The sequence below is a fragment of the Mucilaginibacter myungsuensis genome, assembly GCF_015222005.1.
Taxonomy (GTDB): domain Bacteria; phylum Bacteroidota; class Bacteroidia; order Sphingobacteriales; family Sphingobacteriaceae; genus Mucilaginibacter; species Mucilaginibacter myungsuensis.
This window is the reverse complement of the sequence record NZ_JADFFL010000007.1, coordinates 137046-162279: the sequence shown is the minus strand read 5'-3', so window position 1 is coordinate 162279 and position 25234 is coordinate 137046. Positions and strand designations below refer to the sequence as shown.

General features: G+C 46.1%; 18 protein-coding genes. 11 read left to right on the top strand and 7 right to left on the bottom strand.

The annotated features are described in order from the left end of the window. The first annotated feature begins 11 nt into the window (after positions 1–11). The 4 genes from IRJ16_RS17550 (at position 12) to IRJ16_RS17535 (ending at position 6322) form a co-directional block, all read left to right on the top strand. Positions 12–3152, top strand: a complete 3141-nt coding sequence (locus IRJ16_RS17550) for a SusC/RagA family TonB-linked outer membrane protein (RefSeq protein WP_194112941.1) — start codon at positions 12–14, stop codon at positions 3150–3152. Positions 3153–3266: 114 nt separating this feature from the next. After that, positions 3267–4427 (top strand): prolipoprotein diacylglyceryl transferase, encoded by a 1161-nt coding sequence (locus IRJ16_RS17545; RefSeq protein WP_194112940.1) that lies wholly within the window; start codon positions 3267–3269, stop codon positions 4425–4427. Between the two features lie 24 nt (positions 4428–4451). After that, entirely contained in the window at positions 4452–5633 is a 1182-nt protein-coding gene (locus IRJ16_RS17540) for a DUF4185 domain-containing protein (RefSeq protein ID WP_194112939.1), read from the top strand. A gap of 20 nt (positions 5634–5653) precedes the next feature. Continuing rightward, positions 5654–6322 carry an SGNH/GDSL hydrolase family protein gene (locus tag IRJ16_RS17535; RefSeq protein WP_194112938.1) on the top strand — a complete coding sequence of 223 codons (669 nt, stop codon included), beginning with the start codon at positions 5654–5656 and terminating at the stop codon, positions 6320–6322. A 27-nt stretch (positions 6323–6349) separates the two neighbouring features. Here IRJ16_RS17535 and IRJ16_RS17530 read toward each other — a convergent pair whose 3' ends face one another. Next, positions 6350–7141: a hypothetical protein gene (locus tag IRJ16_RS17530; protein ID WP_194112937.1), complete on the bottom strand. Its 792-nt coding sequence runs from the start codon at positions 7139–7141 to the stop codon at positions 6350–6352. Positions 7142–7313: 172 nt separating this feature from the next. On the opposite strand from IRJ16_RS17530, the gene fucP reads away from it, so the two are divergent. Together fucP and IRJ16_RS17520 are read left to right on the top strand one after the other, a co-directional pair. Further along, positions 7314–8558: an L-fucose:H+ symporter permease gene (gene fucP, locus IRJ16_RS17525; protein ID WP_194112936.1), complete on the top strand. Its 1245-nt coding sequence runs from the start codon at positions 7314–7316 to the stop codon at positions 8556–8558. A 57-nt stretch (positions 8559–8615) separates the two neighbouring features. Further along, positions 8616–9635, top strand: coding sequence for a LacI family DNA-binding transcriptional regulator (locus IRJ16_RS17520; protein WP_290246119.1), 1020 nt, complete (start codon positions 8616–8618; stop codon positions 9633–9635). 6 nt (positions 9636–9641) lie between these two features. Here the strand turns inward: IRJ16_RS17520 and IRJ16_RS17515 are convergent, their stop codons facing one another. Further along, entirely contained in the window at positions 9642–10766 is a 1125-nt protein-coding gene (locus IRJ16_RS17515; RefSeq protein ID WP_194112935.1) for a CofH family radical SAM protein, read from the bottom strand. Between the two features lie 153 nt (positions 10767–10919). Beyond that, a complete protein-coding gene (locus IRJ16_RS17510; protein ID WP_194112934.1) occupies positions 10920–11942 on the bottom strand; it encodes a hypothetical protein in 1023 nt (340 codons plus the stop codon). An 85-nt stretch (positions 11943–12027) separates the two neighbouring features. Between IRJ16_RS17510 and IRJ16_RS17505 the strand changes: the two genes are divergently transcribed. The 5 genes from IRJ16_RS17505 (at position 12028) to IRJ16_RS17485 (ending at position 16824) form a co-directional block, all read left to right on the top strand. Continuing rightward, positions 12028–12681 (top strand): ABC transporter ATP-binding protein, encoded by a 654-nt coding sequence (locus IRJ16_RS17505; protein WP_194112933.1) that lies wholly within the window; start codon positions 12028–12030, stop codon positions 12679–12681. Between the two features lie 5 nt (positions 12682–12686). After that, complete coding sequence (locus IRJ16_RS17500) at positions 12687–12995, top strand: hypothetical protein (RefSeq protein ID WP_194112932.1); 309 nt, start codon at positions 12687–12689, stop codon at positions 12993–12995. Then, entirely contained in the window at positions 12958–13599 is a 642-nt protein-coding gene (locus IRJ16_RS17495; RefSeq protein WP_228080275.1) for an HAD family hydrolase, read from the top strand. The genes IRJ16_RS17500 and IRJ16_RS17495 overlap by 38 nt, the downstream gene beginning before the upstream one ends. Before the next feature lie 56 nt (positions 13600–13655). Then, positions 13656–15152 (top strand): S41 family peptidase, encoded by a 1497-nt coding sequence (locus IRJ16_RS17490; RefSeq protein WP_194112931.1) that lies wholly within the window; start codon positions 13656–13658, stop codon positions 15150–15152. Between the two features lie 133 nt (positions 15153–15285). After that, the gene (locus IRJ16_RS17485) at positions 15286–16824 is read left to right on the top strand and encodes a S41 family peptidase (RefSeq protein ID WP_194112930.1); all 1539 of its coding nucleotides are present in this window, start codon (positions 15286–15288) and stop codon (positions 16822–16824) included. Positions 16825–16998: 174 nt separating this feature from the next. Here the strand turns inward: IRJ16_RS17485 and smc are convergent, their stop codons facing one another. From smc to IRJ16_RS17465, 4 genes are all read right to left on the bottom strand, one after another. After that, a complete protein-coding gene (gene smc / locus IRJ16_RS17480; protein WP_194112928.1) occupies positions 16999–20535 on the bottom strand; it encodes a chromosome segregation protein SMC in 3537 nt (1178 codons plus the stop codon). A 197-nt stretch (positions 20536–20732) separates the two neighbouring features. After that, positions 20733–22151 (bottom strand): glycogen-binding domain-containing protein, encoded by a 1419-nt coding sequence (locus IRJ16_RS17475; protein WP_194112927.1) that lies wholly within the window; start codon positions 22149–22151, stop codon positions 20733–20735. Next, positions 22148–23137, bottom strand: a complete 990-nt coding sequence (locus IRJ16_RS17470) for an aspartyl protease family protein (protein ID WP_194112926.1) — start codon at positions 23135–23137, stop codon at positions 22148–22150. Before IRJ16_RS17470 ends, IRJ16_RS17475 begins: the two co-directional genes overlap by 4 nt. Positions 23138–23481: 344 nt before the next feature. Then, positions 23482–25206, bottom strand: coding sequence for a TlpA family protein disulfide reductase (locus IRJ16_RS17465; RefSeq protein WP_194112924.1), 1725 nt, complete (start codon positions 25204–25206; stop codon positions 23482–23484). Positions 25207–25234: the final 28 nt, after the last annotated feature.

Genomic DNA, 25234 nt, shown 5'->3' with positions numbered 1-25234 from the left:
AAAAGACTGTTATGAGAAGAATAATACTTTTTTGCCTTGTGATCATCACGCTGATACCCGCATTGGCGTTCGCCCAAAGCCGTACGGTGACGGGTGTGGTGCGCGATGCCGGTGGGGTGCTGCCCGGTGCTACCGTGTTAGAGAAAGGCGTTGCCAATAATAGCGTAGCTGCCGATGCCAACGGTAAATTCGCCATCACGCTGAGGGGGACATCTAACCTATTGTTGGTCTCGTTCGTAGGTTATACCGCCCGTGAGGTTAGTGTGGCCAACAGAACAGGCACCATCGATATCATACTGGCATCCAACGCACAGGGTTTGGATGAGGTGATGGTTGTGGCTTACGGTAAAACCAATCGTATCACCAGTACAGGTGCAGTGAGTTCGATCCAGGCTTCGGCCATCCGTACGGTGCCTACGGCAAACGTTCAGAATGCGCTTTCGGGCAGGTTGCCGGGTTTCTTTTCTACCCAAACTTCCGGGCAACCGGGCCGTGATGCATCCGATTTCTTTATCCGTGGTGTCAGCTCGCTTAACCCCGACGGTAACCGCCCGCTGATCATTGTTGATGATATGGAGTATACCTACGATCAGCTGCAACAGATCAACGTGAACGAGATCGAGAGCATCTCCATCTTAAAGGATGCATCCACTACAGCTGTTTATGGTATCAAAGGCGCCAACGGTATTTTGGTGGTGAGCACCCGCCGTGGTAAGGCAGGTAAACCACAGGTAAATTTACGTACCGAGGGTGGCTTGCAATCGCCTACGCGTACGCCAAAATTTTTGGATGCTTATAATTCTGCATTGCTCATCAATCAAGCCCAGGCTAATGATGGTTTGCCGCTTGAATTTACCCAGCAAGATCTGGAATTATTTAAGAACGGCAGCGACCCATACGGCCACCCCAATGTAGATTGGTACAATAAGATATTTAACAAAAGCACTTATCAGGTAAATACCAACCTTGATATATCAGGCGGTACCGAGCAGGTGAAGTACTTTATATCGGGCGGTTTCCTTGATCAGAATGGTTTGATGAAACATTTCCCCGATCCGCGCGGACAGATCGACAACAATTACAATTTTAAACGTTACAACTTCCGCTCTAACCTGGATCTGAAAGCTAACAAAACGCTCGACCTGATGCTGGACGTGACCACGCGTTTCTCTAACGTAAACTCACCCAACACCAATGCGGCCAGTGCTTTGTCAGAGATATTTGATTTTTCGCGCCAGACACCATTTACCGCGCCATTTATCAATCCTGATGGTAGTTATGCTTATGCCTATTCGCGTTTTAACAGTGGTCACTTGCCTACGTTAAATGCCCGTATAGCCACAGGCGGTTACCAAAATTCAAAACGGACGGATTACAACATTTTGTTCACCGCTAAACAAAAATTGGACAAAATAACAGACGGCCTTTCTGCAAGGGGCAGTATAGCTTATGGCAGCGTTGAGCAATTTACGCGTGGTACGGGTAATTATGGGTCGATACCATCTTATCATTATGATCCGGCAACCCAAACCACAACCAAGAACCCTAACGGCGGATACGTTTTCCCGACGCAGTTTTACTCTGGTAACGTAAATATCTATACCACCAACGTCAACCTGAAGGTTTTTGGTGAGTATGACAGGACTTTCGCTAACAAGCACCACGTTAACGGTCTGGTGGTATTCAATCAACAATCGCAAACGGCCAGTGCCAATCCGGGATTAACGCAAGATCTGGTTGGTGTGCCGGCTCAATTTCGCGGTGTATCCATGCGCGGCGGTTATCATTATGCCGATAAATACCTGATCGATATCAGCGCGTCTTACAACGGTACCGATAGGTTTGCGGCGAATAACCGGTATGGTTGGTTCCCGGCTGTATCGGTAGGCTATGCTATCTCTAAAGAAGAGTTCTTTAAGAAATTGCTGCCGGGCGTAGGCTTGTTAAAGCTTAGGGGATCTTACGGTATGGTGGGTATCGATGCCGCGCCGGGTAATAAGTATATCTATAACCAAAACTATTTGCAGGGCGGCGGCTATAAATTTGGCTCGTCATCAAACGATTATGCCACTTATTACGAGGGCAGCCTATCTAACGTGAACGTTGTTTGGGAAAAGCAAAAGGAGTTGAATATTGGTATCGATGTTAACTTGCTTAAAGATAACGCGCTGTCTATAACGTTCGACTACTTCAACAACCTGCGTTACGATCAGCTGATCACCCCTAATAACGTTCCGCTGATATTGGGTGTTGGCCTGCCGGCCGTAAACATTGGCCGTGTTCGCAACCAGGGTTTCGACGGGCAGTTCGGTTACCAGGGGCATGCGGGCAACTGGCAATACGGGGCTAATTTGGTGGTGTCTTTGGCACGTAACAAGATCCTGTTCCAAAGCGAATCTTCGCCGGCTTACCCTTGGTTGGCAAGAACAGGTCAGCCGATCAGGCAGCCATTTGGTTATCATTATCTGGGTTATTATACTGCTGCTGATGTGGCCGCCATTAATACTTATAAAGCCGCCAATGGTGGCAGTAACGGTGGTAATAAGAATATTGCCGTGCCTGACAACGGCCAAGTGATACAACCCGGCGACCTGAGATACGAAGACTTGAACGGCGATGGCTTTATTAACGTGTTCGACCAAAAAGCTATAGGTTACCCAAGTTCGCCACCAATGACAACAATGGGTCTAAATTTGAGCGCCGCCTACAAAGGTTTCAGCGTTAGTGTATTGTTCCAGGGTTCTTTCGGCTACAGTTTTATCATCCAGAACATCGGTATCGAACCATTCCAAAGCCAGTTCCAACCGATACATCAGCAAGCCTGGACGCCATCTAACGCAGATAACGCGCAGTTCCCGAGGTTGACCAGCAACCCGACTACGGTGAATAGCCCGAGTGCTTATCCGTCAGATTATTGGCTGATCAATGCGCAATACCTGCGTTTAAAAACGATCGACATGGGTTATCAATTCCCGACAAAGCTATTGCCGTTCAAGCTGAATAACGCGCGTGTGTATTTGAGCGCGTATAACTTGTTCACGTGGACCAACTTTAATAAGTATCAACAGGATCCTGAGATCGCCAGCAATACCGCCGGGGATGCGTACATCAATCAGCGTGTAGTGAATATGGGTATCCAGTTAGGATTTTGATCTGAGTTAAACCTAAAATTTTGCAGAGGGCACAAAGACTTTAAAGGTCTTTGTGTCCTTTGCGTTTTTTCTGTGCAGACTTGTTAAATTGCCATCAGGCTATCAGATCAAAGAATGTTCCCCACGCTATCAAATATTTTTGAATATCTTTTTAACGTACGGATACCTATCCCGGTGCAAACCTTTGGTTTTTTTGTAGCGCTGGCTTTTGTATTGCCCTACTTTGTCTTCAGGGCCGAGTTTAAACGAAAAGAGGCCGATGGCCGGATACATCCCTATATCGAGAAAGAGCTGACCGGCATGCCTGCATCATGGTTAGAGCTGTTAGTTAACGGACTGCTGGGTTTTGTTTTTGGTTATAAGGTAGTTGCTGCGGTATTACATCATCAAATGTTTTTGAATGATCCGGTCAAATTCCTTTTTTCGGCGCAAGGTAATTGGCCGGCCGGGATCTTATCGGGTGCTGCTTTTGTTTATTGGATATACACCGACCGCAAGAAACAGCAACTCCCTGAACCTAAAATTATAGCTAAACTGCTTCACCCTTACGAGCTGACAGGATACCTGGTCTTCGCCCTTGGTTTTGTTGGATTTATAGGTGCCAAGCTTTTTGATGTGGTAGAGCATCACGAGGCACTGGTTGCCGATCCGGTAGAAATGATCCTTTCGCGTGATGGGTTTAACTTTTACGGCGGCTTGGTTTTTGGCGCGCTGACCTATTTGTACATCTGCCAAAAAAAAGGGATGAAACTGATCCATCTGGCAGATATCGGTTCACCGGGGATGATGCTGGCCTATGCGGTTGGGAGGATCGGCTGCCATTTGTCGGGCGATGGTGATTGGGGGATCATCAACAGCAGTATTAAACCCGGATGGCTGGGCTGGTTGCCCGACTGGATGTGGTCGTTCCGTTTTCCGCACAACGCTATCGATGCAGGAGTGCCGATCGATAGTTGCATAGGTGAACATTGCATGATCTTAGCGCGTGGTGTTTACCCGACTTCGTTTTACGAGGCTGCCGTTTGCCTGATCTTGTTCGGGTTGATGTGGGCGTTCCGTCGGCAGATAACCATTCCGGGGCTGATGTTTTACCTGTATCTGATACTCAACGGCATCGAACGTTACCTGATAGAACAGATACGGATCACCGATAAACATTACTTTTTGGCTATGGCCTTTACCCAAGCCGAATTGATAGCTGTTTTGTTTATTACCGGCGGAATTACAGGAATTATTTATATACTTACAACACGGAAGAACCACCGCGTAAACTAATAAAATACCATCTGCAATATCATCATGAAACAACTTGCCACGGTTTTATTTCTGGGCATTACGTTGAGCGTTACAGCTCAAAAAAAGCAAAAGGTTACCGATCTTACTACGCTTAAATACACGGTTGAAGAAGCCCCTGAATGGTCGGCTTTGCTGAAACGCGATAACGGCTGGTTCGGTGGTGATGGTATTTACACGATACCGCTGAATGGTGTGGAGCATAAGCAGGCATCGGCTACTGATAAGATCTTGTTCTTGTTCAGCGATACCATGGTAGGGCAGGTGCGCGATAATACGCTGGTGCCGGGCTTTAAAATGATACACAATTCGGTTGCAGAACTGAGTGGCAGCAGCGCCGAGGGAAAGATGGATTTTTATTGGGATAAGGATAAAGAAGGCTATGCTGAGTCTGTCTTCATCCCCCGCACACCCAAGACGGAAAAGAACGATTACTATTGGCTTGGCGACGGCTTTGTTAACCAGGAATTGAACAACAGCATTTACATCTTTGGTTACCGGGTGCGCAATATGGCTGACGGGCCATTTGGTTTCCGTGAGGTGGGTAATACGCTCATTAAGATACCGCAAAACGCTAAACCACCGTACGTAGGCCAGCAACAACAAATGGATACTCCGTTCTTTATCTTTCATGATAAGGATGCTTTGGGGTCGTTCGGGGCGGGCATTTATGTGAATACAAAAACCGCCGGTGCACCTGCCCCGGATGGCTATATTTATGTGTATGGTGTCGACAACAAAACCAAAAACCTGCTGGTTAGTCGTGTGCTACCAAAAGAATTTGAGCAGTTTGATAAATGGACCTTTTGGGACGGAAAGACCTGGTCAAACGAAATGAACAAGGCCGAAAAGGTAGCCGATTGGGTATCTAACGAATTAAGTGTTACCGCGATGCCTGATGGGCGTTATGCACTCATTTACCAAATAGCAGGGATGAGCAAAGATATCGGTCTGCGTATCGGTAAAACCCCTTATGGGCCTTTCGGGCCGCCCATTAAGATATGGGATTGCAGTAAGGACCTGCTTAAGAAAACCTATTTGGTTTACAATGCTAAAGCGCATCCAAGTCTGTCAAAACCTGGTGAGTTGCTGATATCATACAATATCAACTCAGCCGAATTTGACAAGGATCTAGCAACTGATCCACAATTGTACCGACCGCGATTTATCAAACTAAAATTTAAATAACAAAACCAATAAACTGAGATATGAAAAAAGTTATACTACTGTTAGTGGCAGCAATAGCCTTCACCGCTTTTAAGATCGTTAAACCAACTAAGATCGTCTTCTTTGGCGATTCTATTACCCAGGCGGCCGTTGGTCCAAAGGGGTTTATTACTCTCTTAAAAGATGATCTGGTTGCCAAGCAAAAGACCGGCGATTACGAACTATTTGGCGCGGGCATTGGCGGTAATAAGATCTACGATCTGTATTTACGTTTTGAAGAGGACGTGCTTAGCAAAGAGCCGGATCAGGTGGTGATCTGGGTAGGTGTGAATGATGTTTGGCACAAACGCACATCACTTACCGGTACCGATCCTGATAAATTTGTAAAGTTCTATACCGCGCTGATCAAAAAGTTTCAGGCTAAAAATATCAAGGTTGCGCTGGTAACCCCCGCAGCTATCGGTGAAAAGACCGATTATACTAATGATATGGACGGCGATCTGAACAAATATGCCCAGTTTATCCGTGACTTGGCTGCATCTAACAATTGCAAACTGATCGATCTGCGCAAGATCTTCCACGAGTATGCTTTGGCTAACAATCCTAAAAATGCTGACCGTGGTGTGCTGACCAGCGATGGTGTTCACCTGAACGATGCCGGTAACAAATTGGTTGCTGATGAGATGGCAAAAGTGATCTACGCTAAATAACAAAGTTCTGCAGGCGAAGAAGGATTGTTATTCCTTTTCGCTTCCCTGCTTCTCTTTTTTTATGGGCGGGTTGATGGTTTGTTCTATCAGCCGGCCCATTTCTTTTTGTTTGCCTTTGTGTTTTATCTTGTGGCATTGTTCTTTTGCCCGGTCCATTAGTCGATCAAACTCGCCCTGGTCATCAAAATTGCGTTCCAATTTAGCCCAGATCAAATAAGTTTCAGAAAGGTAGCGTAATTCGTTATCAGTTTCATTCAGTCGGCCATTCAATGATGCTTCAAATAGATCGCGACCCTCTTTTTCTTCGTTATTGCTATAAAGAAAAGCCGCATAATCTCTTTGATGCAGGTGTTTTTGCGCAGGGGTGTCCGAACGGTCTATAGCTTGTTGCCAATACTCTTTTGCTTTGCGGGTGTCGCCCAGGTCATCGTAAGTAAATGCCATCAACTGGCAGTCCGAATCGGTGATCAGTTTCTCGTTTTCTTTGATCAGAAAATCGGCGTTAGAGGCCAGCGTGCCACGTTGCGCGTTATAGCTTTTAAGCATTTTGATCACGCCGGCGTCACCGTCCTCAACTTCATTCTTCAGTTTAGATACATCCACGTTAATGCGGGCTATATCACTGAGCGAAGTACTTAAGGTTTGACGAAGATTACGTTTGCGTTCTTTCAACTGAATGATCACAGTAAAAATGAATGCGGCCGCTGAAAGCGTGAATGCCAAGCCACTTAAGATAGGGGCAAGGATCTCACCGATCTTTATGTTTTCTTCTGCCGGCGGCTTGGCCGCTTCAAGGAGTATAAATAGAGTAGGGTTCACGTGTTGTCGACTTAATAAATGATGCTGATCAAAGAACCATTTCCACCACAAAAGGTTGTAGCCTGGATAAAATATTAATTAGAAATAAAAAGTAGTATCAAATTTTCAAATTAAGTCGATTTAGCAAGATGATCTGTTACATTTAGCTCACCAATTTACAAGTGCAGATCAAGTGAGCGCCGAGCCAAAATTTACCGAGAAAAGGTACACCCTTGTTTTATGTTTCGTTACATCGCTGTTCCTGTTGTGGGGCGTGGCCATCACCATGGGCGATGTACTGAATAAGCATTTTCAGAATGTGCTGCATATCAGTAAGGCGGCTTCAGGGTATGTGCAGTTCTCTATCTTCGGGGCTTACGCGGTGATGGGCATCCCGGCAGGTTTGTTCATGAAGTATTTTGGCTATAAACGCGGCGTACAGCTGGGGTTGTTGTTATACGCTATAGGCGCTTTCCTGTTCATTCCGGCAGCTAATGCAGGATCATTCGGGCAGTTCAGGTTGGCGTTGTTCGTGTTGGCTTGCGGTTTGGCTACGTTAGAGGCCGTAGCGCACCCATTTATGGCCGCCCTCGGTCCGCAGGAAACGAGTGATCAGCGCATCAATTTTGCGCAGGCCTTTAACGGGTTGGGTGGTGTTATCGGTCCGCTGATAGGCGGGTATTTCATCCTCAGGGCCGAGCATGCGCATACGGCAGATCTGGTATCGGTCAAATACCTTTACATCACTATAGGTTTGGTGATCACGGTTATCGCTATCGCTTTTTCGTTCGTTAAAGTGCCGGAGTTGCATAACCCGCATACGGTTGCTACAGATACATATGCTGTAGGAGCAGAGCCGATTGCTGATAAGAAACTATTTAGCCATAAGCACTTTATATTTGCGATAGTAGCGCAGTTTTTCAACGTGGCTGCGCAGGGCGGTACCTGGGCGTTCTTTATCAATTACGGTCGCGAGATCATGGGCTTGACGGATGAGCGGGCCAGCTACTATTTTTCGCTGAGTATCGCCATGATGATGGTCGGCCGTTTTGCAGGGACGTTTTTGATGCGTTACATTGCGCCAAGTAAGTTGCTTTCGGCATTTGCTATCGGGAATGTGGTGATGTGTGTGATCGTGGCTCAGGGAGCAGGAGTAGTATCGTTTGTGGCTTTGCTGATGGTCAACTTTTTCTTTAGCATTATGTTCCCTACGATATTTAGTTTGGGGTTGAAAAACCTGGGGCGGCATACTGAGCAGGGCGCATCCTTTATTGTGATGGGTGTTGTGGGCGGCGCGGTGTTCCCACCGTTAATGGGTATCGTGGCAGATAAGCATGTGGCTACGGCCTATTTCCTGCCCATTATTTGTTACTTGGTTATCTTTGTTTTTGGATACTATGTAACCCGCGCAAAAATAGGCGCGCTGAAGCCGAAATAACAGACGAAAAGCGTTGCCGTTTGACATTGATAAATTTTAATTAAGTATTATTACATCGTGAAGAAAAAGTTATCGATAGTTGATATTGCCAACTCGCTGAATATATCTAAAACCTCGGTATCGTTCATCCTGAACGGTCGTGCTGCGGAGAAACGAATCAGTGAGGAACTGGTGGCCCGGGTGATGAAGTTTGTAGAGGAGGTAGGCTATAAACCTAATTCGCTGGCTAAGAGTTTGCGCACGGGCAAATCAAATATCATCGGTTTGATGGTGGAGGATATCTCTAACCCTTTCTTTGCGGCCATAGCCCGTTTGATAGAGGACCGCGCTTACAAGAACGGCTATAAGATCATCTATTGCAGTACCGATAACGATACCAACAAGACCAAAGATCTGATCCAGATGTTCCGCGACAGGCATGTGGATGGCTATATTATGGCCCCGCCTGAGGGCATCGAGGAGGACGTTAACGATCTGCTTAAAAATAATTTACCGGTAGTGATGTTCGATCGTTATTTGCCGAACGTAGACACCGACCACGTAGTGATCGACAATAAGGCAAGTACTTTTAAAGCCACGCAGGTACTTATCAAACAGGGATATAAGGATATCGCTTTCGTAACTTTCTCGTCAGAGCAGACCCAAATGAATGATCGTTTGGCTGGTTATGAGCAAGCCATTGCCGAGGCTGGATTGAAAACCAATATCAAACAGGTAAAATTTCAGCAGAACGAGGATCTGATCATCGAGCCGATATTCGAGTATATCAACGAAAACCATAAACGCCTTGATGCGGTGCTGTTCGGCACCAACCACGTTGGGGTTTGCGGTTTAAAAGTGTTTAAAAGGCTTGGTATATCTGTACCCGATGATCTGGCGGTGATATCTTTTGACGATTACGATGTGTTCCAACTTTATACTCCGCCGGTAACAGCTATAGCGCAACCAATAGAGGAGATAGCCGATAACGTGATCACTCTATTGCTCAATAAGTTGAACAACAAAACATCCTTAGCCGATAAGCAAACCATCATTGTACCCACAATAATGAATGTAAGGGCATCATCGGGTAAATAATTCAGCTTAGTAGTTGATCACCTGTTCTTCTAAGTGTGCAGGGGTATCGCGCCAGATATACTTTTGGGTACGCAGTTGCGGCTCAAAGCCAGCCTCGCGGATAGCATTCTGGATACCTTGTGCCGTAAAGCGGTGAGGTGCACCGGCAGCAGATACCACATTCTCCTCGATCATGATGGACCCAAAGTCGTTAGCACCCGCGTGTAAGCACATTTGGGCTACCTGTTTACCAACGGTCAGCCATGATGCTTGGATGTTTTTGATGTTAGGCAGCATAATACGGCTTAATGCGATCATGCGGATATACTCGTCGCCGGTCACATTGTTGGTGATGCCGCGAACTTTTCTAAGCAGTGTGCCGTCGTCCTGAAAAGGCCATGGGATAAAGGCGATAAAACCGTAATGATCCTCAGGTTTTTCTGACTGCACCTCGCGGATCCAAACTAAATGCTCAAAGCGTTCTTCGATGGTCTCCACGTGGCCGAACATCATGGTTGCTGATGATGGAAGGTTCAATTGATGAGCTGCGCGCATCACGTCCAGCCATTCTTTGCCACCACATTTGCCTTTAGATATCAAGCGGCGAACACGGTCGTTCAATATCTCGGCACCTGCACCGGGAAGCGAATCAAGGCCTGATTCTTTCATCGCTTTAAGCACATCGTAATGGCTCATGCCTTCCAGCTTAGCTACGTGCGCGATCTCGGGTGGACCTAAAGAGTGTAATTTAAGCGTCGGGTATAATTCTTTAAGCTCGCTGAATAGGTCAGTATAGAACTTCAAACCAAGATTCGGGTGATGGCCGCCTTGCAATAATAGTTGGTCGCCGCCCAAACGGAAAGTTTCCTCTATCTTTTGCTTGTAAGTCTCAATGTCAGTGATATAGCTATCCTCGTGACCCGGCCTACGAAAAAAATTACAGAACTTGCAGTTGGCGATACACACGTTTGTTGTGTTCACGTTACGGTCTATCTGCCAGGTAACTTTGCCGTGCGGCACCTGTATCTTGCGTAACTCGTTGGCCACATAAACCAATTCGGGAGTAGACGCGTGGTGATATAGATGAACGCCTTCCTCCTGTGTCAAAAAGTCGAAGTTAAGCGCGCGTTGCAATAGTTCTGCCGTATTCATGCAACAAAAATACACACTATTTAACTTTGATGGATGCCAATGTTAAATAATTGACGTTCGGTCCATAGTCTACATCTGTTTAAAAATATATCTCCCTCTTTAAAAACAAGCAGGATAAGGTGAGATTTCCAACTGATCAGTGATCACTGATCACTACTTATGATGAAACCCGAATGACACACCGGCCGCCACGCCCACGGTAAAGTACGCGTAGCTATTCTGGAAGAAGATGTTATAGTCATCCTGCCCACGGTAACCTCCGCCAGCCATTAGCGCTACATTTTGCATGAAGGGAAATTGATAAAAGTACAGGGCACTGATATTTAATCGCTTACTGATATCGCCCGTACCATAGTTGTCATATTTATCCAGTATATAACTAAACTCGATCTGTAACCGCATCCAATTATTGAATGTTCGGTTACCGTCAATAGCGTCAGGCCCGGCTTTGGCCAGGTTGTACATAAAGTTGCCATTCAGCCTTACAAAACCATAGCGGTCTTTCAATGCTTCCGAATATCCCGTACCTACCAAAGCCGAATGTAGTTCAATCCCAAGCGTTTCGTAACGGTTACTGATCGTGTTAAAATGGTCTATACGTTTCCCGTGTGTGTAGGCCAGCGTATAAAAATTGGTGGTGAATTTACCGCTGTCGGTATTGAAGGTCCCGTTAGGGTTTAAGGTCGGTCCCCGGACACCGTTAGAGTGATGCGAATAAGAGGCCGACAGAAATGACGGGTTAAGGTCATCCCTGTTAATGCGATAATAAAGCGTACCGCCCGGCATATAACTTGGCGACTTGACCGGGGCGCCGGGAGTACTTAGCAATCTCAACTTTACCCTCGGATTAAAAATGAATGCCAAGCGCGACTTTGGCGTAGCGAACACCACAAAGTTTCCGGTCAGGTCGGCCACTAACTGGGTTGGTATCGGCTGCCCATATTCGTTACCGAAGGTGGATATACGGGCGTTCTGCAAGTAAATGTTATCAAAGTTTTGGTTAACGATACGGGTTGCTTTGGTTTTATCAGCAACTGTGTCCGTTCTGGAACCTGTCAGCGGTGGGCTGATCTGCGCATTTGTAATAGTAACACTAATGCACACAAGGCATATCGTAACCAATAGTTTAAGCGATAGGGTAACGTTTTTAGGCATCGATGAAAATAATATCATCATATACATTTAATATGGGCTGTCGGTTTTAAAAATAATTGCTGCGCGACCTAAGCCTAACAAAGGCGCAAAACCATTACCTTTGGCTATGCTCAAGGCAATTGATATTAATAGATCGTTCGGTAAACTGCATATTTTAAAAGGCGTTAGCCTGACGGTCAACAAGGGCGAGATCGTAGCCATCGTTGGCGCTTCGGGCGCGGGTAAGAGTACGCTGCTCAATATCCTGAGCACGTTGGATAAGCCCGATTCGGGCCAGCTTTTTTTTAATGAGCACGAGCTGAATAAATTAAATGGCACTCAGATCAGCGATTTCCGAAACCGCAAGATCGGTTTCATATTTCAATTTCACCATTTGCTAGCCGAGTTTAACGCGTTAGAGAATATCTGCATCCCTGCGTTCATCGCCGGGACAGCAAAGGCCGAGGCAGAGAAACGGGGTATGGAGCTGTTAGATATGCTGGGCCTGGCTGACAGGGCAACGCATAAACCCGCGCAACTATCTGGTGGCGAGCAACAACGTGTGGCAGTGGCCCGTGCGCTGATCAACAAACCAGATCTGATCTTTGCCGATGAGCCATCGGGTAATCTCGATTCGGCCAACGCCCGCGATCTGCACGAGTTGTTTATCCGCTTGCGTAAAGAGTTTAACCAAACCTTTGTGATCGTTACCCATAACGATGACCTGTCGGACCTATCAGACCGCAAGATCATTATGAAAGATGGTTTAATTACAGCATAATAGCATTGAAGATACTCATCACCGGGGCTGCATCTACAGCAGCCTATCAACTTAAAAGTAAATTGAACAGCGCGGAGGTGATCCTTGGCGACTATCAGGAACTACCGCAATTGATGATCAGGAACGGTAGCATGATCGTTTTGCCCGATCCTGCCTATGGCTCTTACGCCCATAAAATGCTGGCGCTGGGGCTTGATAATGACATCACCACTATTTACGCACTACATCCAACCGAATTTGAATTGCTGCGGGAAGCGGAACTGTTATTCGGCGAATATGGTATCACCATTTTATCAGGGAACGATGCAGTATAAAGACATAGCCGCCGGCAAACAAGCCTTTGTTTTTGAACTGGATAACGTGCTGTATCCCGAAAAAGACTATCTGTACCAGGTCTATTACCTGTTTGCCGGATTTTTGGAATACACCGAGTTATTGGATGCAAAGGTTTTGGTAGATCTGATGGTGAAGACCTTTGAAGAGGAGGGAAGGGATAAGGTGTTTGATAAATTGCAGGAGAAATTTAAGCTCGACGAAAAATATCGTTTCAACTTTCATCATCTGCATAAAAATGCGCAGCTGCCTTTAAAGTTGCTGCTTTACCATAAAATGCTGCAGCTGATGCAGGAGATAGTTGTCGACAGGAAAAAGATATTCATTGTCACTAACGGTGATCCTGAAACACAACTGAACAAGCTTAAACAGGTAGAATGGCATGGGTTGGAAAAATATCTAATATGCTATTTTGCTGATGAGATAGCCCCAAAACCCGAGCCTGACATTATGCTGAAACTGATCGGCGAGCACCAGCTACAACGCCGGGACATGGTCATGATAGGCACCGCTGATGCCGACGAACGGTGCGCACAGGCGGCCGGAATAGACTTTTTATTGACTGAAGATATTTTATTAACTTAAACAACTTATGTTGTGTAAGTTGCGTTAAAGAGTTAAACTTGATCAAATACCGTTATATGAAGAAAATTTGTTACGCAGCCATGCTATGCTTGGTGGTACTATTGGGTGCATGCCGAAAGAAAACTCAGGTGACAGAACCTGGCGTGCAAGGGAGCACGATAGATCTTATTAAAGACTCGATATATCTTTACACTAAAGAAACTTACTACTGGAATAACCAGATCCCTGCTTATGATGCCGTTCAGCCACGCAATTTTAGCGGCACGACCGAGGCAGCCGCTTTAAGTAACGAGGTAAATGCCTTGGCATTATACGCGATCAATCCTGCCAATAACTTAGCTTATGAATACGTTGCAAATTCGCCGGGTAGGGCTAAGTACTCTTTTATAGACAACGGGCAAACCAGTGAACAGCTTGGTGGCTCGCGTGCCGATTTTGGTTTCGCGGTCACTTCGGTATCCGCTACTGATATGCGGGTAAGGTACGTTTACGAGGGGTCGGCAGCGGGTAACGCCAACCTGCACCGTGGCGAACAGATCACGGCTATAAACGGTCGCAGCGATCTGAATTTGGGCCTAACAGCCGATTATAATTTTGTTGTAAATGCTTTGGGTACTACACCCATCAATATGACCTTGCGCCGCGGTGATAACACAACTTACAGCGTAACGCTTAATTCAAGTAGCTATACTGTAAACCCGGTGATCACTTACAAAATGTTTGATCAGGGCAATGGTAAAAAAGTCGGCTATATGGTTTTAAATTCATTCACTTCGCCGGCCAATGCGCAAAGCAGGTTAGAAACGGCCATGAATTATTTTGCAACCAACAATGTGACCGATCTGGTGGTGGACCTTAGGTATAATGGTGGCGGGTATGTGTCCACAGCCGAAACGCTTACTAATATGATAGCACCAGCGGCAAAAAACAATACCACTATGTACGCTACTTACTATAATAGCATACTGACCAATGGTCAGGCTCAATTGCTAAAAAATCAGTATTTTAAGTACTCGGACGGCAAATATTATAATTACGCTCAGATAGATTACTCGTTAGCAGGCAATACTGTTAAATTTGCTAAACGCGGTAATTTGAATGTGAACCGCGTATTTTTCATCGTGACCGGATCAACTGCATCGGCCAGCGAGCTGACCATCAATAATCTTCGTCCCCACATGGACGTTAAACTGATCGGACGAAATACTTATGGCAAACCGGTAGGGTTTTTCGCCATGAACATCAACAAGTATCAGTTATACGTATCGCAGTTCGAGACAAAGAACTCGCAAGGACAAGGTGGTTACTATACTGGTATGTTACCCGGCAGTACCGAGTACCCTGGTGTAAATGATGCCGATGACCTGACCAAGGACTTTGGTGATCCTACTGAGAAATTATTGCAACACGCGCTAAATTTTGTCGCTACCGGCACTTACGGTGCTACCCTTAAGGTACAAAGTACCGGAACGCAAACCGCAATTCAACAGTCAGTTGGTGCGGAAGGCTTCAACGGAATGGTGATGGATAAAGCGCCAAAGCTTAAAAAATAATAAGCTATACCGAGCGATATACAAAAAGCTAAGGACCAACGTCTTTAGCTTTTTTGTTTGGTGCGAAAATATTTTGCGATAACGCGCACTTTTATACAGGTTATAACGTATATATGTACAATAAATATTAATAATGAAGAAAATGCTATTGGTGGCAGTTTTAGCTATAAGTGCGCTTACGGCCTGCAAAAAAAGTACCCCTGCTGCTACTGAGCCAACCCCTGTAGACCCCCTGGTTTCTGTTTCAGGTATCGATAAACTTCGCGATTCGGTTTATCTGTACGCCAAAGAAGCTTATTATTGGAGCGATGCCTTGCCTGATTATGCCGCGTTTAACCCAAGATCATTTGCCGGTACTGATGAATTGAGTTCGCTGCAATTAGAAGTTTTTCAACTGTCTCAATACAAAAAAAACCCGACCACAGGCGTGGCTTACGAGTTTTATTCGGCCGGATCTACCCAGGCTAAATATTCGACTATCGATCTGGCCTCTTCGTCAAATAGGTTAAATGCCGTGACCGGTGATTTCGGTTTTCTGCCTTCTTATGCAGGTGTTAATGATCTGAGGGTGAAGTATGTTTACAGCGGATCGCCTGCCGGTTTGGCCGGGATCAAACGCGGTTACCAGATCACCAGCGTTAACGGGCGGACAGCTCTGAGCGCCGATAATAACGCTAATTTGAATTTTTTAACTAATGCTATCTATCAGAACAGCAGCATTACATTGGTGTTAAAAAAGCCTGATGCGAGCACAATGACCGTAACCTTGAATACCGCCAGCTACAAAATAAACCCGGTGATCACTACCAAAGTACTATCCGACGGTAGCGGCAAAAAGGTGGGTTATATCGTATTCAACAGCTTTGTAAGTTTATCCAGCACACAGACCGCTCTGGACAACGCATTCAGCGACTTTGCGACCGCGGGTTGCTCCGACCTTGTGGTTGACTTTAGATACAATTTAGGTGGCTACACCACCACGGCTGAATACCTGGCCGACCTGATCGTGCCGTCATCTGCCAATGGTAAAGTACTTTACAGTGCCTATTTTAACCCTTTGTTAACCTCCAATAAGGCCGTATTGCTGAAAAATCAGGTTCGGAAAAATGAGAACAATCAATTGTATAATTACTCCGACATAGATTTTTCTTTAGATGCACAAACTTCTAAAGTAGCTAAAAAGGGCTCTCTTAATCTTAATAGGGTATTCTTTTTGGTGGGTAGTTCGACGGCATCATCGAGCGAGTTGGTCATCAATAGCTTAAAACCGTACATGAACGTGCAGATGATCGGTACCACAACTTATGGTAAACCTGTTGGTTTCTTTGATATCAGGATAGGCAAGTACGAGATGTATATCCCCGAATTCGAGACCAAAAACTCACAAGGCCAGGGTGGTTATTTTACCGGTATGACACCCGGTTCCGCCACTTACCCGGGCAAATATGCTACAGATGACCTCACCAAAGAGTTCGGCGACCCTACCGAACGTTTGTTAGCCCAAGCCCTTAACTACATCAGTAACGGTGTTTACACAAATTCTGTCGACCTGCAGATACAAAGCACAGGTGGCAGTCAACTATCAGAACAAACCCAGGCCGACTTTGCTCATATGACCGAAAAGAAAAGCCTGCAAGGTATGATCATCACCGGTCCAAAGCTAAAACAATAGATCATATCGATACATTAAACAAGAAAAGCAATGGCCAAAACAATTGCTTTTCTTGTTTAAAAAAGTATCAAAAAACAGCGTTATTTTGCAGTTTGTAACGCGTTTTTGATGCGTATTTCGCAGTTTGTAATTAAACCTATTTTCGTAAACAAGTCCGACACTGATCACTGATCATCAGTCCGCCAATTCCCTCAAGTCAACCGGCACCACGCGCGATACACCCTGCTCTACCATGGTCACGCCATAGATCACATCGGTACTGGCGATGGTCCGTTTGTTGTGCGATACGATGATGAACTGCGACTGGTTACTGAACTTGCGGATGATGTTGTTGAACTTATCGATATTGGTATCATCCAGTGGCGCATCCACCTCATCAAAGATACAGAAGGGAGCAGGTTTTAACAGGTAGAGCGAGAACAAGATAGCCGTAGCTGTCAAAGTTTTTTCGCCGCCTGATAATTGATTGATCGATAGCGGGCGTTTGCCTTTTGGCTTAGCGATGATATCGATATCCGATTCCAAGGGATGTTGAGGATCGGTCAGGATCAGGTCGCATGAGTCTTCCTCGTTAAACAGCGAGCGGAACACGTGGATAAAATTCTCGCGCACGTGGATGAACGCTGCCATGAATTTCTCTTTAGCGGTTTCGTCTATCTCCTGGATAGTGGCTAATAGCGATGCTTTGGCCTCATTCAGATCCTTCTTTTGTGCCTGGATGAAGGTATAGCGCTCGTTCATCTCGGCATAGGCCTCTACTGCCATTGGGTTTATCGCACCGAATTCGTCCAGCTGGCGTTTCATTTTTTCGGTGCGGTCGCGCAGGTCTGCTTCGTTCTCGCCTTCGGGTATTTCGGCGTTCAGCAGGTCTTCTATGTCGATATTAAATTCTACCGAAAGGCGCTCTTTCAGGGAGTTCAAGTCAACACGCAAGTTGGTCTTTTTGTCACGCAGTTCTGCCTCGAGCAATTCCACGTTATCTTTTTTGCGGCGTAGTTGTGCTATCTCGCTCTCTGCCTCGGTGATCTGGCCTTTCCAGGCGTAGTATTCCTGTTCGGCTTGTTGAGCGGCCTTTTCAAGTTCTTCTTTTTGGGCATACATCTCTAACAGGTCATCGTCAGAGTGGTCGGCCAGTTTTAATATCTCCTGTATCTTTTCTTTTACCGATGTCAACTCGGTGCTGTTCTGTGCGATGCGGGTTTCCAAACTTTCCTGCTGGGTATCCCGATAGTCCAGATCTTTTTGCAGGCTTGATACCTTATTTTGCTGTTGGTGAAAGCGGATGTTCTCCTGATTGTAGGCGTTAGATTGCACCGTCAGGTATTCATTCAACTCATTAAATGCAGCTTGCTTCTCTTGTAGTAGTTCTGCCTGTGTTTCTTTTTGCTCTTTAAAGGTCACCAGCTGCGGCGCAAGCGCGGCCATCTCTGCAATAATATTGGTGATCTTGCGGGCAATGTCCTCTTTACGGTTACGGCTATTCTCAATAAATTCCTGATACTGCTCCTGACGGGTCTTCACCGTGATCAGTTCGGTATTTAGTTGGTTCAACTGAGTTTGCTTTTGTTTGATCTCGTCGGCTTTGCCTTGGGCGCGCAGGTTGACCAGGTTGGCTTGTAACTCCTCCGAACGGCTCTTTAACTTAGCCAACTGGCTTTCCAGCCCTTTGATCTCCTTAGCCAAATTCTCCAAATTTTTAGCGCGACCGATACGCTTACCCTCAAATAAGCCGACCGATCCGCCCGCCATGGTATATTTAGCCTTATTGAATTTACCGGTCTTGCTCAATACAATGGCGCCATCAGGCAGTGGCTGGGTATCCAGTCCTTTATCCGCCTTTTCATGGATCAGGTAAACGTTCTTCAACAGATGATTCACCAATGGTTGGTAACGTTGTTCCACCTCAACCACGCTCAATGCAGGCAGCCAATCGCCATGTACAACGGCGGTCGCCGGCTCTACCGGGTAATTGCCCAGGATAAAGAACTGCGCCCTGCCACGCGACGAACTGCTGAGCAATTCGATCGCGCTGATCGCCTCGGCATAATTCTCTACCACGTAGTGGTTCATCATCGGCTCCAGGTAGTTCTCTATCGTTACGCGATATTCCTCACGGCAAAAAAGCACATCGCTGAATAGGGGGGCGTTCTTAGACCAATCCGCGTTCTTTTTTAAAAAACGTATCGACTCGGGGAAACCTTCCAGATTGTCGACCATACTTTTGGTCAGGTTATACTCGTTCTGCTTGGCATCCAAACGGCGGCCTTCAGCAGCTATGCCGCTTTTTACCTCCGTTAATTCCGTCTCATTGATAACTATCTGTTCTTGTAGTTTGGTCTCGGCATCTACAGCCAGTTCCAGCTCTTTTTCAAAAACTTCTAATGACGACTTTAGCTCGGCAACAACGGTATTGAAGTGCGATAATTCCACTTCCTTGCCTTCCGCATCCTCCATATTGCGCAGGCTTTCCTGCTCCAGGGCTTGTTGCTGTATCTGTAGTATCTCGCTGTCCTTCTCGGCTTTGTAGATCTGGTTTTGCAGGCGGTTGTTAATGCTGTTCAGCTCATTCAACTCATTGCGGCTTTCGTTTTGCTCGGCGCGTAGTTCATCAACGGCGGCTTTTAGATCGGCTACTTTGGTCTGAACCGTTTCCAGGTTCTCGTCTTCCTGGACTTTCTCTTCGTTCAGGCGTTTGATGTTGTAGAGGACGTGGTTCAGCTGGTTGCGGTCCTTCTCCAACTCATCTGTCAGGCGTTTTTCTTTCTCCTGCTGATTTCGGAGTTGCTCGTTCTTTATCTTTTTCTCGCTCTCGTAAGCGCGTATCTTGGCCACATATTCGTTAGTGGCTTTTTGCTGTGTCGATAAGTTTTTCTCGCGGGTAAGGCTGTCCAGTTTTTGCTTTTGCAGGTCGGCCTCCATCTTGTCTATCATGGTCAGGATGCCGCTTTTGCCTTCTTTTTGCAATTGCTCCTGTTCCTCTATCTGCGCCAGCGACTCGCTGAACATCACAATACGGAACGAGGCCAGCATAATGCTTAACGACTTATACTGCTCGCGCAAGCGATAATACCGTTCGGTCTTTTTTGCCTGATTCTCTAAGGTCTTTAAGTTCTTTTCTATCTCGAACAACAGATCCTCCACACGTTCAAGATCGGCTTCGGTATCTTTTAACTTGCTGAACGTTTGTTTTTTGCGGAGCTTGTATTTGGATATGCCCGATGCCTCTTCGAACAGGTTTCGGCGCGAGTGCTCTTTATTGGTGATGATCTCGTCGATCATCTTTAGTTCGATGATCGAGTAAGAGTCGGATCCGATACCAGTATCCAAAAATAGGTCTGTGATGTCTTTCAGGCGGCATTGTACATCATTTAGTCGGTATTCACTCTCGCCGCTACGATAAAGCTTGCGGGTGATGGTCACTTGCGAGAAATCGGTAGGGAGGATGTTCTTGGTATTGTCGAACGTCAGCGACACCTCGGCAAGATTAGCTGGTTTACGGCTTTTGTTGCCATTAAAGATGATGTTCTCCATCTTCTCCGAGCGTAATGCCCGGGTACTCTGCTCACCCAATACCCAGCGGATGGAATCGACCACGTTAGATTTACCGCAGCCATTAGGCCCTACAACAGCCGTAACCCCCTCGTCAAAATTAATGACGATCTTATCCCCGAAACTCTTAAAACCCTTTATCTCTAACTTAGTTAGCTGCATGCGAATTAGTCCATGGTTGATGGTCCATAGACCATAGTTTATTGAATCCGAAAGATACAAAATTTTAGTCCATGGTCGATAGTCCATGATCCATGGCCAGAAAAAGTTATTTCAACGTAAAACAAAGGTCTCAAAGACAAATCCCCACTATGGACTATGGACTATGGACTATGGACTATGGACTATGGACTATGGACTCAATTCTCCACCCATACCACCGAGTTGCCGGTATTGTGTTCGTTCTGCTCCCACAGTTTGTTGGTATTGTCCAGCACCCATTGCCCATCCACAATAAATTTGTAAAGGCACTTTCCGGGTTTTAAGCGCAGGCTGATGGTCCAGTTGTCGCCGTTTTTGGCGAGGGTATAGCCGTCCTCGGCCCAATCATTAAAGGTGCCCGATATACGTATCGTACGGGCCTTAGGATAGCCTTTTAGGGTGAAGGTATGATTAGGCTTAACGCATATAAAAGAGTTCGTCTCGCCGTCCATATCGGCTTTACGCTGGTTGGCCGGGTCGGTCATCCACTTGCCGTCGACGATAAATTTATACTGATAATTGCCTGCAGCCAGCGTGTAAGGGAAAGCCCAGCCGGTGGCCGTTTTTTGCATAAAGATGTTGTCGGGCTTCCAGTTGTTAAAAGTGCCCGCTATGCAAACCTTGTTGGCTTTGGTAAAGCCATCCAGTTTAAAGTCGACGGTCTCACCCAGGCTGACAGATGTCCCCCGCGGATCGTTGCCGCTGGCACCTTCGGTCACCCATTTGCCATCGACCATAAAACGGTAATTGTATATACCATCCTTAAGGTAAAGGTTGCGCTCCCAGCCGTTGAAGGTTTTAAACAAGTGGATCTGGTTGGCGTTATAACCGTTAAAATTACCGGCCACGTTCACGCTTTTGGCGTTAGGGTAGCCGGGCAATTTAAAAGTGTAATTATAGCGGAAGTAAAGCGAATTGGTATTACCCACGCCGTCCTCCTGAAAAAGGCGGTTATTCATATCTATGGTCCAACGCCCGTCTATAATAAATTTATAGGCATAAACACCGGGTTGCAAACTGATATCGCTGATCCAGCCACTGTCTGTCTTCAGCATTTGTTGCCTGCCCGTACTCCAATCGTTAAAACTGCCCGATAAGATGATGCGCTTAGCCCGGTCGTTACCCGGTACAAAGAAACGGGTCTGTCCCGACGCTAATTCATGCACGGTCACCCTGGCAAAATTGTTGAAGCCGAAAGGTACATCGCCGGGATAGCCGGGACGGTTGTCTTTTAATTTTTGCGGGTTAAAAATAACGAATGGTGCCGGTTGCGGGTTCTTTTTTAATGCGCTTAAAGAAAGGTCGAACTGTAACAGGTCGTTCTGCAATTTCTTTACTTTCCAGCCGTCTTTTTTAAGGTTGTCGTGCTCGCCTTTAAAGATCATATCGGCGCTTACATTGGTAATGCCGGCGGCTTTCAATATACTATCCACCTGTAAACGGGTCGACTTCAGGTCGATCAGCAAGATCAAATGATCGTGGGATAAAGACATATTATTCCTGCTCTGCGATAGGGCATTATTGCAAATGCCTACCATCAGTAAAAACAGAACGATATGTTTTTTCAACCCTTTCATTGTACGTTGTCCCGGTTGTAAATGTACATTTCAAACTGCTTTTTAACGAAATTGATCGTAAAAATACCACGTGAGTAAAAATCGTAGCCCAGCATCGCATCGACGGTGTATCCGTAAGCCGACCCCATTTTTTCCAGGTCGGTCAGTACCGCTTTATTCTTCAGGAAATCGTGCCCGCCGATGTTCAGTTTCTCAAATTCACCGCTGATCACCTCAAAACTTGCACCGCCAACCCCGGTCAGTTTACGGCGGCCTAATATTTGCATTGATGCTGCCAGTTTTTTGTTGCGGTTATAGTCGATCAGGTTACTTTCGGCCCCGGTATCAAAAGCGAACCACAATTTTTCGGCACCCACGTTACCCCTTAAATACACCACGTTATTTAAAAACTTGAAAGGCGTAGTAATATCGGCATGAGCAAAAACGCGTTCGGCTGCAGGGATATTGCCTTTATCATCCAGTTTATGGATGAACAGCACGCTTTGGTTAACATCCACGGTGATAGCGAATTTGGTGAACAGGCGAGTACCCAACAGCCCAAGTATCTTGATGTTGCGCCCGTTCTCTATCCGCGACAGATCGCAAACGTCGGCCGATAGTCGGTCGTAATTCAATTCAAATATCGACAGGTGTTTGATGGACGTTTTGAAAGTTCCGTTGGCCGATCCATTGATCCCGGCAGCATCTTGCTCTTCTATATGTGGCGCATCTCGGAAATAGGTCTTATTCAGCACCACGCCCGGCGCGCCGGTATCTAAAATAAAATTGCCATACATGGTATCTACCTGGGCCTCTATCACGATCAGATTGCCGACTTTTTTAAAAGGGACGATCAGTGTTTTAAAATCGCCGTAAGGCTCAGGGTCGGGGTAGACGGTAGTAGGTTTGAAAATAATGTGTGGTACCGGCTTTACATGCGCACCGCTTGCCCACGGGGCTATCCCCATAAAGCAAAGTAGCAACAAGTAAAAGTATAAACTGCGCATAAACCGTTCGGTCGTATTTATTGTATAGACGCCCGGCCGAGTGTAAAAGTTACAATAAGCGGAAAAATAGGTGGGCGTTTAAGTCAGAAGTCTAAAGTCTAAAGTCTAAAGTCCGAAGTCTAAAAGGTCATCCCGTTATGTTGTGTTTGTTTTAGGGTGTCATGGTGAGCCCGTCGAACCATGGTGCAGAGGGCTTGACACTATGCAAGCGGTGAGCATGCATATCGGCCATACCCCGCGCACGTCGCCCTTCGACAGGCTTAGGGTGACACCCCTTTGTTATATTAGCTTCAAGTTCCAAAATATCTATAAACTCAGGGTGACGCCTCTTCTGATGTCTTACTTTATTTCTTGATCAGCTCGCTGATCTTATTCACCGTATTAGCATCATAGGGTGATGTAGTTTCTTTCTCTACAATATTGCCTTCCTTATCTATCAAGGTGTAACGCGGAATGAAAGCGATATTCAATGCGCGGCCGACGGCGGATGATTGCGTTGGATCGAGGAAGTAATGCTGGCCTTCGATGTTTTTGGTCGATATCAGGTTTTTCCAGCCGATCTGCTCGGGCGAGTTGATGCAGAGGTACAGGAACACTACGTCTTGCCCTTTAAATTTATCGCGCAGTTTTTCAGAGGCGGGCATGGCCGCGATACAAGGTACGCACCAGGTGGCCCAAACATCCAGGTACACTACTTTGCCTTTGTATTTTTGTAATATCTGTGCAAGTACATCATTACCCTTAAACCCGTCGGCCGGGTTGAGTATTGCCCCGGCAGGGATCTTACTTGCCAATAGAATATCTAATTCCCTATTATATGCTGTCAGGAATTTGTTTTTTAGATAGGGGTTGGTCACCTTGGCTTTATACATATCCAGCAAAGGTTCGATCGTGTTCAGTTTATCGACACTTAAACGGCGCGATAGCATCATGGTCGCGGCAATATCCCGCAACACCGGGTCCTTGATATTTAGAAAGCTTTGCAGTTGTTTGCGATCTTCGGCAGCTATAAAAAAGTCGCGGTGATATAAACGTTCCATTTTATCGCGCCTTGCTTCTTCGTCGGCGGTCAGCTTTTCTTTGTCGTCAAGTATCTTATTCAGCACGGCCCTGTCCTGTTCGCTGATATCCTTGTAGCGCTTCAGTGCAAAAGCGGCCAGTGCTTTGTAGGTGATGGTAGGGGTCTTGTCGTATTCAATTGCTCTGTCCAGCATGCGGTAGTAGCTGTCCAGCATATCTATGTATTCGTCGTTGCCGACTGCGCCCGCGTTCTTAAGCGAAGGGTTCGGGTCGGTATTAAAGCTGATCAGCTTGCCCGGACCGTCTTTGTAGGTACGACCGGTATTCATCATCGACCGGTAAAAGTCGGCTACCATGGCTTCGGTCACTTTGTTTTGCGAGTTATTGTTGATCTCGATAGCGGCAGATTGGGTTTTATAAAGCGCGTCGTAATAAGCTTGTTGCTTCACAAATTCGGGCGCAGGGTGCTTAGCAAAATATTTTTTATTGAACGACATTTTCTCCTTGAACGAGCTTAGCGCCATTTCTTTCACCTCGGCGGGAGTCAATTTGCGGTTCTGCGATAGTTCGTAAAGGTTTTTGGTGCCGCCGGATAGGGCATTATCGTAATCTTCGTACTGCTGGTTCTCTTTGGCAAAATCGCCGGCAAATTTCAGATCAAAGGGGTGCTTCTCTTGTTTGTAATCGATGGTCATGGTCTGTCCTGGCTTTCCGAAGAATGAGAACCAGCGCATCCCGGTGCTGTAATAAACCTGGCCTTTATTATTCATGGCTTTACCAAAAAAGAATTGCTGATAACTTTCTATCGGGACGCTCACTTTATAATTACCAAGCGTGTCCCGCCTGATGGGGATGATGACCGGTTTGGCCGAAAGGATATCCACGTACCAGAAAAAACATTCGTCCATTTCGGCATCGTTCTGTTTGGTCAGTTTGATATTGCCTTTAATGGTCAGGTCTTTAGTTTGCGCTTGCGACTTTTGTACAATAAACAAAAGGCAAACGGATAGGAGGGCAGCTTTAATAAAAAGCTTGATAGCAGGTAGCATAATTGGTTATTGGTTGAGGTAAATGTAG

What these genes read in the sequence shown, in the direction of transcription:
- IRJ16_RS17550 (WP_194112941.1), top strand. Translation starts at nt 12, where the DNA reads ATGAGAAGAATAATACTTTTTTGCCTTGTGATCATCACGCTGATACCC.
- IRJ16_RS17545 (WP_194112940.1), top strand. Translation starts at nt 3,267, where the DNA reads ATGTTCCCCACGCTATCAAATATTTTTGAATATCTTTTTAACGTACGG.
- IRJ16_RS17540 (WP_194112939.1), top strand. Translation starts at nt 4,452, where the DNA reads ATGAAACAACTTGCCACGGTTTTATTTCTGGGCATTACGTTGAGCGTT.
- IRJ16_RS17535 (WP_194112938.1), top strand. Translation starts at nt 5,654, where the DNA reads ATGAAAAAAGTTATACTACTGTTAGTGGCAGCAATAGCCTTCACCGCT.
- IRJ16_RS17515 (WP_194112935.1), bottom strand. Translation starts at nt 10,766, where the DNA reads ATGAATACGGCAGAACTATTGCAACGCGCGCTTAACTTCGACTTTTTG.
- IRJ16_RS17510 (WP_194112934.1), bottom strand. Translation starts at nt 11,942, where the DNA reads ATGATGATATTATTTTCATCGATGCCTAAAAACGTTACCCTATCGCTT.
- IRJ16_RS17505 (WP_194112933.1), top strand. Translation starts at nt 12,028, where the DNA reads ATGCTCAAGGCAATTGATATTAATAGATCGTTCGGTAAACTGCATATT.
- IRJ16_RS17495 (WP_228080275.1), top strand. Translation starts at nt 12,958, where the DNA reads ATGGTATCACCATTTTATCAGGGAACGATGCAGTATAAAGACATAGCC.
- IRJ16_RS17490 (WP_194112931.1), top strand. Translation starts at nt 13,656, where the DNA reads ATGAAGAAAATTTGTTACGCAGCCATGCTATGCTTGGTGGTACTATTG.
- IRJ16_RS17485 (WP_194112930.1), top strand. Translation starts at nt 15,286, where the DNA reads ATGAAGAAAATGCTATTGGTGGCAGTTTTAGCTATAAGTGCGCTTACG.
- smc (WP_194112928.1), bottom strand. Translation starts at nt 20,535, where the DNA reads ATGCAGCTAACTAAGTTAGAGATAAAGGGTTTTAAGAGTTTCGGGGAT.
- IRJ16_RS17475 (WP_194112927.1), bottom strand. Translation starts at nt 22,151, where the DNA reads ATGAAAGGGTTGAAAAAACATATCGTTCTGTTTTTACTGATGGTAGGC.
- IRJ16_RS17470 (WP_194112926.1), bottom strand. Translation starts at nt 23,137, where the DNA reads ATGCGCAGTTTATACTTTTACTTGTTGCTACTTTGCTTTATGGGGATA.
- IRJ16_RS17465 (WP_194112924.1), bottom strand. Translation starts at nt 25,206, where the DNA reads ATGCTACCTGCTATCAAGCTTTTTATTAAAGCTGCCCTCCTATCCGTT.